12 protein-coding genes are annotated in these 12,319 nt (G+C 64.4%); 6 read left to right on the top strand and 6 right to left on the bottom strand.

Going from position 1 to position 12,319, the window contains the following annotated elements; genetic code table 11:
- Positions 1–48 precede the first annotated feature (48 nt).
- A complete protein-coding gene (locus MRBLSP13_RS20865; protein ID WP_363756448.1) occupies positions 49–651 on the bottom strand; it encodes a YczE/YyaS/YitT family protein in 603 nt (200 codons plus the stop codon).
- 89 nt (positions 652–740) lie between these two features.
- Between MRBLSP13_RS20865 and MRBLSP13_RS20860 the strand changes: the two genes are divergently transcribed.
- On the top strand, positions 741–2,204 hold the full coding sequence (locus MRBLSP13_RS20860; RefSeq protein ID WP_363756446.1) for a PLP-dependent aminotransferase family protein: 1,464 nt from the start codon (positions 741–743) through the stop codon (positions 2,202–2,204).
- 92 nt (positions 2,205–2,296) lie between these two features.
- On the opposite strand, the gene ppa is transcribed toward MRBLSP13_RS20860, so the two are convergent.
- Positions 2,297–2,830 carry an inorganic diphosphatase gene (gene ppa, locus MRBLSP13_RS20855; RefSeq protein WP_363739777.1) on the bottom strand — a complete coding sequence of 178 codons (534 nt, stop codon included), beginning with the start codon at positions 2,828–2,830 and terminating at the stop codon, positions 2,297–2,299.
- A gap of 43 nt (positions 2,831–2,873) precedes the next feature.
- Entirely contained in the window at positions 2,874–4,793 is a 1,920-nt protein-coding gene (locus MRBLSP13_RS20850) for a M61 family metallopeptidase (RefSeq protein WP_363739779.1), read from the bottom strand.
- A 152-nt stretch (positions 4,794–4,945) separates the two neighbouring features.
- Between MRBLSP13_RS20850 and hisS the strand changes: the two genes are divergently transcribed.
- The 4 genes from hisS (at position 4,946) to MRBLSP13_RS20830 (ending at position 9,316) form a co-directional block, all read left to right on the top strand.
- A complete protein-coding gene (gene hisS / locus MRBLSP13_RS20845; RefSeq protein WP_363739781.1) occupies positions 4,946–6,223 on the top strand; it encodes a histidine--tRNA ligase in 1,278 nt (425 codons plus the stop codon).
- Positions 6,223–7,314 (top strand): peptide chain release factor 1, encoded by a 1,092-nt coding sequence (prfA, locus tag MRBLSP13_RS20840; protein WP_414714736.1) that lies wholly within the window; start codon positions 6,223–6,225, stop codon positions 7,312–7,314. Before hisS ends, prfA begins: the two co-directional genes overlap by 1 nt.
- Positions 7,315–7,369: 55 nt before the next feature.
- Positions 7,370–8,197 (top strand): peptide chain release factor N(5)-glutamine methyltransferase, encoded by an 828-nt coding sequence (gene prmC / locus MRBLSP13_RS20835; protein WP_363739783.1) that lies wholly within the window; start codon positions 7,370–7,372, stop codon positions 8,195–8,197.
- Positions 8,198–8,515: 318 nt separating this feature from the next.
- A complete protein-coding gene (locus MRBLSP13_RS20830) occupies positions 8,516–9,316 on the top strand; it encodes a DUF4167 domain-containing protein (RefSeq protein WP_363756444.1) in 801 nt (266 codons plus the stop codon).
- Between the two features lie 95 nt (positions 9,317–9,411).
- On the opposite strand, the gene MRBLSP13_RS20825 is transcribed toward MRBLSP13_RS20830, so the two are convergent.
- Positions 9,412–9,786, bottom strand: a complete 375-nt coding sequence (locus MRBLSP13_RS20825) for an acyl-CoA thioesterase (protein WP_133654519.1) — start codon at positions 9,784–9,786, stop codon at positions 9,412–9,414.
- On the bottom strand, positions 9,779–10,078 hold the full coding sequence (locus tag MRBLSP13_RS20820; RefSeq protein WP_133654520.1) for a hypothetical protein: 300 nt from the start codon (positions 10,076–10,078) through the stop codon (positions 9,779–9,781). The genes MRBLSP13_RS20825 and MRBLSP13_RS20820 overlap by 8 nt, the downstream gene beginning before the upstream one ends.
- 74 nt (positions 10,079–10,152) lie before the next feature.
- Here MRBLSP13_RS20820 and MRBLSP13_RS20815 point away from each other — a divergent pair, with 74 nt between their 5' ends.
- A complete protein-coding gene (locus tag MRBLSP13_RS20815; RefSeq protein WP_363756442.1) occupies positions 10,153–10,581 on the top strand; it encodes a CBS domain-containing protein in 429 nt (142 codons plus the stop codon).
- Positions 10,582–10,587: 6 nt separating this feature from the next.
- On the opposite strand, the gene MRBLSP13_RS20810 is transcribed toward MRBLSP13_RS20815, so the two are convergent.
- Positions 10,588–12,075: a lipopolysaccharide biosynthesis protein gene (locus MRBLSP13_RS20810; RefSeq protein ID WP_363756440.1), complete on the bottom strand. Its 1,488-nt coding sequence runs from the start codon at positions 12,073–12,075 to the stop codon at positions 10,588–10,590.
- Positions 12,076–12,319: the final 244 nt, after the last annotated feature.

Raw genomic sequence — 12,319 nt, 5'->3', positions numbered from 1 at the left:
AGGACCGGCCGGCGGGTCTCCGTGCCGGCCGGTCAGGGGGCAAAGGGTTCAGAGGAGGGCGGGCGCTTCCCGCGGCGCGATGGTGAAGAAGGGCAGGGCATGATGGACGATCCAGCCGATCGTCGCCGCATAGAGCAAAGTCCCGAGCCCAACCGTGCCGCCCATCAGCCATCCGATCGCCAGCACGCCGATTTCGATGCCGGTGCGCACCCATTTGACCGGCCATCCCGTCCGGCGGCAGAAGCCGGTCATCAATCCGTCGCGCGGTCCCGGTCCCAGCCCTGCACCGATATAGGCGCCACCCGCAATGCCGTTGAGGACGATCCCCGACGCCAGCCAGATGCAGCGCATGGCATAGCCGTCCGGCGTCGGCAGGATCATGAGGCTGAGGTCCACGGCCGTCCCGATCACCGCTATGTTGCAGAGGGTGCCCAGGCCCGGCCGCTGGCGCAACGGCCACCACAGCAGCAGGACCGCGGCGCCGACCAGATTGACCGTCATGCCGAAGCTCAGGCCGAGCCGCGACGCGAGCCCCTGATGCAGCACATCCCAGGGATCAAGGCCGAGATTGGCGCGCAGCATCACGGCCATGGCAAAGCCATAAAGGTTGAGGCCCCAGAAAAGCTGGAAAAGGCGGCGCGGCATCATCATGGCTTTTCACATCGAGCAAAATGGCCTTTTACAAAACAGCCATTATCGGATAACTGGCCTCTTCGTTCTCTGGATCGGAAGCCTTCGCCATGTCCACTTCTCTTCTGCGGCCCCCTTCCCTGCTTCGCCTGCTGGGTGCCTGGCGTGCAGAGGGCAGCGCCGAACCGGCCTATCGCCAATTGGCGCAGGCGCTGCGGATGCTGGTGCTGGACGGGCGCGTCGGCCTGAACGTCCGTCTGCCCGGCGAACGGGAACTGGCCGCCGCGCTGGGGCTGAGCCGCACGACCATTGCCGCCGCCTTCGACCGGCTCCGCGACGAGGGCTTCCTTGAAAGCCGGCAGGGATCGGGGAGCGTCACGCGCCTGCCGCCCGGCCGGATGGAACAGGCCCTGCCGGAGATCGAACTGACCGATGGTGTGGATATACTGAACTGGACCCATGCCGCACTGCCGGCTGCGCCTGGCGTTGGTCGCGCCTGTCAATTGGCGGTGGAGGCCTTGCCCGCCTTTCTGGGCGAACTGGGCTATGATCCTTTGGGCCTGCCGCCGTTGCGCCGGGCGATCGCGGCCTATTATGAGCGGCGCGGATGCCCGACCAGTCCCGACCAGATCATCGTCACCAATGGTGCACAGCAGGGACTTTCGCTGCTGCTGCACTGGCTGGCGGGGCCGGGGGACCGGGCGGTGATCGACCATCCAACCTATCATAATGCGATCCAGGCCCTGCAGCGCGCCCATGTCGTGCCGGTGCCGGTCGGCCTGCCGGCGCAGGGATGGGACATCGACGCGATGGAGGCGGCCTTTCGCCAGACCAGCCCGCGTTTCGCCTATATCATCGCGGATTTCCACAATCCGACCGGGCGCAGCATGGACCCGGCCACCCGCCGCGCATTGGTGGCGGCGGCGACGCGCAGCCACATGCCGCTGATCATCGACGAGACCATGGCGGCGATGGGCCTGGACAATATGCCGCCGCCGCCGGTCGCCGTGCATGATCCTTCGGGACGGCAGGTCATCACCCTGGGATCTGCCAGCAAGATCTTCTGGGGCGGATTGCGCGTCGGGTGGATTCGCGCCGATCCTCAGACCGTGGCGGCGCTGGGCCGCCTGCGCACGACGATGGACATGGCCAGCCCGGTGGTGGAACAGCTTGCCGTCGCGCATTTGATCGACGGTGATGAAGGACTTGGTCCACGGGCGGCGATGCTGCGCGGACGCCGGGACCATCTGCTGGCGCTGATCGAGCGGCACCTGCCGCATTGGCGTGCCGAATCCCCCGCCGGCGGCCTGTCGCTATGGGCGGAACTGCCGCGGGGGGAGGCGACGGCGCTGGCCGCCATTGCCGAGAGCCACGGGGTGCGTGTCGCGCCGGGGCCGCGCTTTGGCGTGAGCGGGGCATTCGAGCGCTTTCTGCGCCTGCCCTTCACCCTGCCGGAGGAGCAGTTGACGATGGGCGTGGAGCGGTTGGCCGAAGCCGATGCGCGGCTTCATGCCCGCACGCCGCGCGGTCGTGATTCGGTGGCCGCCGCGCTGGAGGCGGATCGGCTCATCTGACCTGAGATCACCGCCTCCCCTGGACATATGGAAAAAGGGCCGCGCGGAATGTCCGCGCGGCCCTTTTTTCGCAGAAGCTGCAGCCAGTCGGCTTATTTGCCTGCCTTGTAGCGTTCAATCGCCTCCAGCGTGATGCGGCGGGCGTCTTCCGCGCCGCCCCAGGTGCCGATCCGCACCCATTTCTGCTTTTCCAGATCCTTGTAGTGGGTGAAGAAATGTTCGATCTGCTCCATCACGATGCCGGGCAGATCGTCCTTTTCACCCACATTGTGGTAATAGGGAAAAGTCTTGTTGTCGGGCACGCAGACCAGCTTCTCGTCACCGCCGGCTTCATCTTCCAGGTTCAGCACGGCGATGGGACGGGCGCGCACGACCGAGCCGGGCACGAAGGGCGAGCGGGCGATGACCAGCGCGTCCAGCGGATCGCCGTCGGGCGACAGGGTGTGCGGCACGAAGCCGTAATTGGCCGGATAGCGCATCGGCGTATGCAGGATGCGGTCCACGAACAGCGCGCCGGAAGCCTTGTCGAACTCATATTTGACGGGCTCGCCGCCGACCGGAACCTCGATGATGACATTCAGGCTGTTGGGCGGATCGTCGCCGACCGGGATCAGTTCGATATTCATGGGACTTCAAGCCTTTTTCGATACGCGTTGGCGCTACGGGTGATTATGTTTTCGGTTTCAGCAGCCGGTCCAGGCTGCCTTCACCCTCTCCTGTCTTTTCGAGGCGCGGATAGCGCAGGCCGCCTGAATATGCGAGGGTCAAAGTGCGATAATATTTGTCCTGCTTAAGTATGATCTGCAGCGGCTTTCCAGCCTTGATCGCCGCCTTGAAAACGTCGCCCGAATATTCGTCGCCATTGATCGCGACGATCCTGGAACCGATGGCAAGGCCTGCCTTGAAGGCCGGGCTGTCCCAGACGACATTGCTGATCTCCCCGTCATTCTTGACGATCAGGCCGATGCCGAAGCTCTGGTCGGTGAACTTGCCCGACCCTTCGGCCGCCTTCGTGATGGCGCCCGGCGTGTCGCCATAGACCAGCTTGTAACCGCCCAGGGTGAAGCCGCCCTTGGGCGTTTCCCTGGTGGTGCTGTCGACATATTTCTGGAAGAAACCGGCCCAGTCATAGGGCGCGACCGCGTTGAGCGTCTTGATCACATCCCCGCGATTATAGACGACCTGCCCCCAGTCGCCGGGATTGATGCCGAAAAAAGCCTTGGCGAAATCGTCGAGGCCCCTGGCGCCCCTGGTCTGCTGGCGGATGATCGCGTCCGCCTCCAGCCAGATCATCAAGCCCTCATTGTAATAATCCTCCGACCGTTGCCAGCTCGACCAACCCTTGGGACGCCGGGCGGAGATGATGGGGTCATGGGTGGTGTCTTCCATCGGCCGCCATTCGCGGCCCCGCGCCGTGTCCAGCCTGGCCGCGATATGGGCATAGGCGTCGAGCGTTTCCTGCTTGCTGAACAGACCCGAACGGGCGCCGAGCACATAGCCCCAGAATTGCGTCTGCCCTTCATAGACCCAGAGCAGATTGTCCTGCATCGGCACGTTGAAATCGGGCGTCCACAGCAGGTCGGGGCGGCGGAACTTGCCGTCCCAGCTATGGGTGAATTCATGCGGCAGCAGGTTGCGGTCCAGCAGCGCATCGCCATCGCCCCATTTCTTGAAATAGCCCGGTTCCACCTGATTTTCGGAGGAGCGGTGATGCTCCAGCCCGATGCCGCCCATTTCGTCGGTGATGGCGAACAGGAAGTCATAATGGTCGAAATGATAGGTACCGAAAAGGGCGCCCGCTTCATCGACCAGCTTCTTGTGCTTGGCGATCTGGTCGGGCTTGGCATCCAGCTCGTCGGCATCGTCCGCGACGATGTTGAGCGTCACATTATGGCCAAGGTCGACGGGCTTGAAATAGAGGCCGGCGAACACCGGCGAATCCTGCAAGGCTTCATAATCGATCGTCTCATAGGCGACGGTCGATCCGGTCTTCCTGCCGCGCAGCGCGGTCGCTGCCTGCCAGCCATCGGGATAGGTGACGGTCGCCTGGATCGGGATCTGGCGGGTATAATAACCCGCCGGATAGAGCGACACCGACTCCCACTGAATGTTGAGCATCTTGGGCGTGACGACGACGCGGCCCTGATTGGGCTGGGTGGCGGAAAGGAACTGGAAGGATGCGACGACCTGTTTCGTCCCCTGCGGAACGTCGATCACGAAGCCGAAGACGTTGAGCGGGTCGCGCTTCCATGCCAGCGGCTTGCCGTCGGCGGTGAAGCTGAGGCCGTCCAGCTTCTCGATCTGCCCGCGCGGCGCGTGATTGCCGGGCAGCCATTGCGGCATCAACAACGTCATGGGCCCGCCCTGGACGACGGGGATGGTTTCCTTGACGCGGAAGATGCGCTGCACCGTGTCGGTGGCGTCGACCTCCAGCCGGATGGCGCCGCCCGGATAGGGCGCATCTTTGGGCGTCGGCGCGGCATTGTCGACCGGCAGCGCCGTGGGTTTGGAGCGGATCGCATCCTGCGCGATGAGCGGGGTTGCGATCGCCGTGGAAAGGAAAAGGGCGGCAGCAAGGCTGCGGATCATGAACATCTCCGAAAAAGCGCTCGGTCGAACGACCGTATAACAACAGAATGGCGAGCCATTCCGCTCTCGTCCACCCCCAACTCTACTTGACATATTTTACGACAAAAAAGCGCGTTTCCTTGATGCGTCTTTATCGTTAAAGGCGCTGCCCCATGGCCAAGATCGAAACCCCGCGCCCAAAGACCCCTAATCCGGTGCGCGGCACGCAGGACATGCTGGGCGGCACGAGCGAAGCGTTCCAGGAACGTTTCGCCCATGTAGTCGCGACCTTCGACCGGGTACGCAGGCTCTACGGCTTCCAGCGGGTGGAAGTGCCCGTGTTCGAATCGACGGCGGTGTTCGCCCGCTCTCTGGGCGAAAGCACGGACGTCGTTTCCAAGGAAATGTACACGTTCGAGGATCGCGGCGGCGACAGCATCACGCTGCGCCCCGAATTCACGGCCGGCATCTCCCGCGCCTATATCACAGAAGGCTGGCAGCAATATGCGCCGCTGAAGGTCGTGACCCACGGTCCGCTGTTCCGTTACGAACGCCCGCAAAAGGGCCGGTTCCGCCAGTTCCACCAGCTTGACGCGGAGATTATCGGCGCAGGCGAGCCGGGCGCGGACGTGGAACTGCTGGTGCTGGCCGACCAGTTGCTGCGTGAGCTGGGCGTGTCGGAAGGCGTGACGCTCAATCTCAACACGCTCGGCGACGGGCCGAGCCGTGAAGCCTGGCGCGCCGCGCTGATCGCCCATTTCGAGGCGCATCGCGGCGAATTGTCGGAAGAGAGCATCGATCGCCTGCACCGGAACCCGCTGCGCATCCTCGACAGCAAGGATCCTCGCGACCGGCCGGTGGCGGACAGCGCGCCGGACATCGACGCCTATCTCACTGACGAAGCGCGCAGCTTCTTCGAGAAGGTGACGGCGGGCCTCGACGCGGCGGGCGTGGCGTGGGAGCGCAATGCCCGGCTGGTGCGCGGCCTGGATTATTACCGTCATACCGCGTTTGAATTCATCACCGATCGTCTTGGCGCGCAGGGCACGGTGCTGGGCGGCGGGCGTTATGACGGGCTGATCGAGAATCTGGGTGGTCCCTCGACCCCGGCGGTCGGATGGGCGGCGGGGATCGAGCGGCTGGCTATGCTGGTGGATGCGCCGGAGATCGCCGGACCGGCCGTCGCGGTCATCCCCATGGGCGAAGCCGCGGAGATCAGGGCCACCGGCATCATTGCGGATCTGCGCCGCGCCGGCGTCGCGTGCGACATGGGCTATCGCGGCAATATGAAGAAGCGGATGCAGCGGGCCAATGCATCGGGTGCGGCCTGGGCCGTGATTCTGGGCGATGATGAACTGGCGCGGGGCGAGGCGGCTTTACGCAATCTCGGCACAGGCGAGCAGGAAGCCGTTGCCTTGGACGCCCTGATCGGGAAGCTGACGGCGCTCTGATGCACATCTCCGCCGAACGCATCGCGCAGATCGAGGCGCGCCGGGACGAGGTGCAGGCGTCGATGACGCGTGCCGACCTCGCACCGGAAGAGTTCGTGCGGCTGTCCAAGGAATATGCCGAGATCGAGCCGGTGGCCAAGGCTGCCCATGAGGTCCGTCGCCTGCGCCAGGAATTGAGCGCGCTTGAATATATGGCGGGCGGCGAGGATGCGGATGCCGATCCGCTGATGCGCGAAATGGCGCAGGAGGAGATGCAACTCATCAAGGGCAAGCTTCCCGACGCCGAGCGTGCCCTCGCCCTCCAGCTTCTGCCCAGGGATGCCGCCGACGCCCGTCCGGCCATGCTGGAAATCCGCGCAGGCACTGGCGGAGACGAAGCCGCGCTGTTCGCGGGCGACCTGTTCCGCATGTATCAGCGCTATGCCGACGCGCAGGGCTGGAAGATGGAGATGATCTCCGCCAACGCCTCCGAAGTCGGGGGGTTCAAGGAAGTGGTTGCCAGCGTCACCGGCATCGGCGTGTTCGCCAAGCTGAAATTCGAAAGCGGCGTCCACCGCGTCCAACGTGTCCCCGCCACCGAAAGCGGCGGGCGCATCCACACCTCGGCGGCGACCGTCGCCGTGCTGCCGGAACCGGAAGAGGTCGACGTCCAGATCGCTGACGGTGACCTCAAGATCGACATCTATCGCGCATCGGGCGCGGGCGGCCAGCACGTCAACACCACCGATTCCGCCGTGCGGATCACGCACTTGCCCTCCGGCATCGTCGTGACGCAGCAGGACGAGCGGTCCCAGCACAAGAACAAGGCGAAGGCGATGCAGGTGCTGCGCGCCCGCCTATACGAGATGGAGCGTGAGCGCGCCCAGAGCGAACAGGCCGGCGCGCGCAAGGCGATGGTCGGTTCCGGCGACCGTTCCGAACGTATCCGCACCTATAATTTCCCGCAGGGACGGGTGACGGACCACCGCATCAACCTGACACTGCACCGCTTGCCGGAAATCCTGGAAGGACCGGGCCTGTCGGAGGTCATCGACGCCCTGGTGGCAGAGGATGAAGCCGCGCGTCTCGCCCAGTTGGACGGCGTGGCGTGACGCTGCGCTCCGCCAAGCGACATGCGTTTTTCCCGCGATCGTGGAAATGACGAACATGGGGGTTGCCCCCGCCCTGCGAGAAGCAACCGAGCGCCTCTCCTCCATCAGCGCCACCCCGCGGCTCGATGCCGAACTGCTTCTGGCCCACGCGCTGGAGATCGATCGCAACGAACTGCTGATGCGGCAGCGCGACCTCAGCGTCCCACCCGCTTTCGAATTGCTGCTCCAGCGGCGGCTGACCGGCGAACCGATCGCCTATATCACCGGGGTGCGCGATTTCTGGACGATCAGCCTGCACGTCACGCCCGATGTCCTCATCCCGCGCCCCGACAGCGAGACGCTGATCGAGGCCGCGATCGGGCATTTCGGCGCGCGAAGCCCCGCCCGCATTCTTGATCTTGGTACCGGCTCCGGTGCGCTGCTGCTCGCCGCGCTCAGCCAATGGCCGCAGGCAAGCGGCGTGGGCATCGACATTTCTCCCGCTGCGCTGGCGGTTGCCAGGAGCAATGCCGACAATCTGGGCCTCAGTCCACGGGCCGATTTCCGCCAGGGCGACTGGGCGGAGGGAATGGACGGCCCGTTCGACCTGATCCTCGTCAATCCGCCCTATATCGCCCGCGACGTCGCGCTGTCGGGCGATGTCCTGCATGAACCTGAAAGCGCGCTTTTCGCAGGCGCGGAGGGTCTGGACGACTATCGCCGGATCGCGCCGATGCTGCCCCGGCTGCTGGCGCGGGACGGGATGGCCGCGATCGAGATCGGCTATGATCAGCGGCACAGCGTCTCTGCCCTGCTTGCTGATCAAGGACTTAGCGTTGCGGTCCGCCACGATCTGGCCGGCCATGACCGCTGCCTGGTCGCGACCCTGGGGCGATCCGCCTGACCGCGCAAAGGATTTGCGCCGGCACAAGCGAAAATTGCTTGGTTTATGGCCGGGAAGCCACTACATGGAGCTTAGGGACGGCACTATCCTGAGGATCTGCCCCGTGGGGCCGCGACAAGAAAAGGCCGTTTTCCCGCTCCTTCAAAGTCACGATGGCGCTGCTGCGCAAGCGCCTCTGGCAGGTCAAGGGCATAGGCCGATCGCTCGGCCCCTGCCTGGCGGAGCCTTATCCGGCCTGATGGCCAGGCCGTGTTGAAGGATGGCGACAGAACAGTGTTTTTCCGTGAATGATGGCAAAGTGAACGCAAGGATCAGCTCTTGATCAACAACAGGCAGGCCGGTCGCCGGAATCGCGGCCGGAACAACAATAATGGCCGGCCCAACGGTGGCAATCGGGGCGGCGGTGACAGTGGCAACCGGATCGACAACCGCGCTCGCGGCAATGCGGCCCAGCTTCTTGAAAAATACAGGAATATGGCGCGCGATGCCCAGATGACGGGCGATCGGGTGAATGCGGAATATTATCTGCAATTTGCCGACCATTATTTCCGCGTGCTGGCCGACAATCGCGCCCGTCAGGAGGAGCAGCAGCAGCGGTTCCGTCCCCGGGACGATAATTTCGACGATGGTTTCGACGATTTCGATGTCGGCGAGGAAGCGGGCGAGGATATGCGCGCCGATCAGGCGAGCGACCGCGGGCAGGATTTCGATCGCCGTCGGGACGAGCAGCGCGATTATCGCGAGGGGCGGAACGACCGGGGTCGCCGCGATCGCAATGAACGCAACGACCGGAACGACCGCAACGAACGGCGCCGGGAGCGTCCATCGGTAGAAGAAGCGCCGTTCGAGGAAAGCGTGGAACAGCGGCAGCCGGAAGTGGCGCCTGAACCGTTCCGCGCGGCTGAACCCGCTTCTGAACCGCAGCCCGAGGCAGAGGCGCCCCGCGCGCGTCGCGGTCGCCCCCGCAAGGCGGCGGCAAAGGAAGAAGGCCAGGGCGGTTTGGATCTGGCGGTTTTGCCGCCCTCGATCGCTCGCGCCGACAATGATGCAGAGCCTGCTGCGGAAACACCGCGCAAGCGGACCCGCCGTGCCCGGCCCGCGGCGGAGGCGGCCGAATAAGGCTCGCTCCTGCCTGATCGGGCGGAAATGAGACCAAAAAGGGGGACAGTGCCGTCGCGCTGTCCCCCTTTTTGCTTCCGGTGCAGCCTTGGAGATCAGGCCGGCAGCGGACGCGGCCGGTGATTTCCATCCAGGGCGACGAAGGTGAACAGTCCGCTCGTCAGTTCGACCTTCATTCCCTGTCGTCCCCGCGTCGCGATGACGTCGATGCGGATGGCGACGGACGTCCGCCCTCGCCTTTCCTCCTGGGCATAGACCGATACGATATCCCCCAGCAGGATCGGGGCGATGAAGGTCATGCTCTCTATCGCCACGGTGGCGACGGGCCCCTGCGCGATTCGCGTGGCGACGATGCCGCCCGCTATGTCCATCTGGCTGAGCACCCAACCGCCGAAAATATGCCCATTGGCATTGATGTCGGTGATGTGAGGCACCACCCGCAACACCACTTCACCTCTTTCGTCAGTCATCGGTTGGCCCCTCTTCTTTCATCCGGTCAATCACCTGTTCGTCATGCCCCGTTCCGCTGGACAGAAACGCCAGGGCCATCAGGCCGGTGCCCAGCATGAACGTCAACCAGACGCCCAATACTGTCGCGATGATCATGTGGATCGGCATGGGACCGGCCCACATATGCAGCAAAAGCAGCGCCGCGCCCACGCACAGCGCACCGCCCAGCGCCATCCATCCCATGAGCCGCCGGTATCGTCCCCATGCGATCCTGGCGATCTCTGGATCATCAAGGCCCTGTTTGCGCGTCATCCCTTTCCTTTGGGGTGTGAAAGTGGGATCATCAAGGGACCGAGGCATTTAGTCGGCAGGCAGGGAGGTGGATCATGACGATCGCGACGATTCTGAAGCGCAAGGGACAGGATGTCGTCCAGGTGCAATCGAGCGATACAGTCCTGTCTGTGGTGCAACGGCTGGCCGAACGGCGGATCGGCTGCGTGCCGGTGGTGGATGATGGCACGGTCGTCGGCATTTTTTCCGAGCGCGACCTGGTCTATCGCGTGGCGCAGGAGGGCGCGGCGGTGCTGGAACGCCCGGTCGGGGAGATCATGACCGCGCCGGCGATCACCACGGATGATCGGACGCCTGTCATCCACTGTCTTTCGCTGATGACGAAGCGCCGCATCCGCCATTTGCCGGTGGTCGTCGACGGCGCGCTGGTGGGATTGGTGTCGATAGGCGATCTCGTGAAGTTCCGCATCGATTCGATCGAATCGGAAGCGGCGGCTCTGCGCGATTATATCCAGACCGCCTGATCCGCCTCAGGCGGGCACTTCGACCGGCGGCGCCTGCCTTGTGACCAGCGCGACCAGTTCCATCAACGTCCCCCGCGCGCACAGCATCAAGGCCGCGCCGAAGGCAAGAGCGCCGGTCGGCACCAATATTCCCAGCCGGATGGGTGCGGGGAGCGCGGGCAGGAGCCGGTCAACGGCGACCACCGCCCCCGCCATCAACAGCGAACATCCCAGTCCCGGCGCGGCCGCCCGCATCAGGTCGATCAACCGCAGCCCCATCGGCGCGCCCGCGAGCCGCGCGGTGATGAGCGTGAGGATCGGAAAGGCGCAAAGCCAGGCCCATGCCAGACCGATCGCCCCGAACCGGATCCCGATGAAGAAGGCGGCCGGCATCAGCAGCGCCCCGACGGCCGCGACGCGCGCCGTTGTCCCCGGACGACCCAGCGCATTGCTGACGGGAGCGAACATGACCTGCAAGGTCATGAACGGCATGGCGAGCGCCAGGATCGCCACGAAAGGCGCCATGTCGCGCCACTTGGCGCCGAACAGCGTTTCCACCAGCGGTCCGGCCGTCACTGCCATGCCCAGATAGACCGGGCAGGAAATCAACAGCAGCAGGCGTACCGCCTTGCAGAAGGACCATGCGATTCGCGACGGATCCTTCTGCATCCGCGCATAGGCGGGGAAAGCCACGTCGTTGAGCGGCGGGATGAATTTGCTGACGAAGATCTGCGTCAGGAACAGCGCTTCGGCGTAAAGGCCGAGTTGATGCGGTTCCAGTACGCGCCCGCCGATGAAGATGTCCGCCTGGCTCTGCACGATCCAGAAAAGCTGTCCGCCCAGCAGCGACGCGCCATAGGCCACCATCGCGCCGGTGCCGCGAAAATCGAAGCTGGGAATCGGCTTGAAGCCGGTTGCCAACATATAGCCCACGCCCTTGACCCAGAAGCCCGCGATCGGGGCAAACACCAAGGTCCACACGCCCCAGCCGGACAGCGCGCCGGTGAGCGCTACCGCCGCCGACGCCATGGCCGCGATCAGGTTCACCAGCGCAGGCCGCCGGAAATCCATCGCTCGGCCCATGATCGCTTCGGGAATGGAGATGAAGGGCGTGGAAAGATAGAGCAGCGCCTGCACACGCAGCAGTTCGGCGACCTTGGGCTGATCATAATAGTCCGCGGCCCATGGCGCGATGGCGAGCTGCATCAGCGCCAGCCCGCCGTTCAGCAACAGCATGATGCCGAAGGCCTGCCGCAGGCGATGGCGATCCAGCGTCTCTGACTGGACCAGAGCGCTCACCAGACCATAGCCGTTGAGAAAGGTCGCGAAATTCAAGATCACCTGGGTCATGGCGAACAGGCCATAATCCCTGGGATCGAGCAGCCGGATCACGGCCAACGTGACGACCCAGCTCACCATTTGCGCCACGATCTGGCTTCCCGATCGCCAGAGAATCGCGCTTCTGATCCTTGTGCCAAAAGCCGCGTCATCCGCGTCGGCGTCCTGCAAACCCATTGTCATTCCCATTTCCCGGGCGTCCATGCGCCCTGAATCCGTCCTATCGGCCAAGTCCCAAGAAATTCTGAAATAAAATTGCAAAAAGGGTTTGACGGTTCGGGAAGCCCTCCATATATGCCCCTTCACCGACGCGGCGCTGCCCCACTGGGACGGCGGAAGCGGCGGTCGCCGACATAGACGGACGCTGGTCCCCCGGAACGCAAGGAACGGGGTGGGATAGCTGTCCGGTTTATGTTGTGAG

Source organism: Sphingobium sp. LSP13-1-1.1 (assembly GCF_040676415.1).
Lineage (GTDB): Bacteria > Pseudomonadota > Alphaproteobacteria > Sphingomonadales > Sphingomonadaceae > Sphingobium.
Note: the sequence above shows the minus strand (reverse complement) of the source record. Positions and strands in the feature narration are given on the sequence as shown.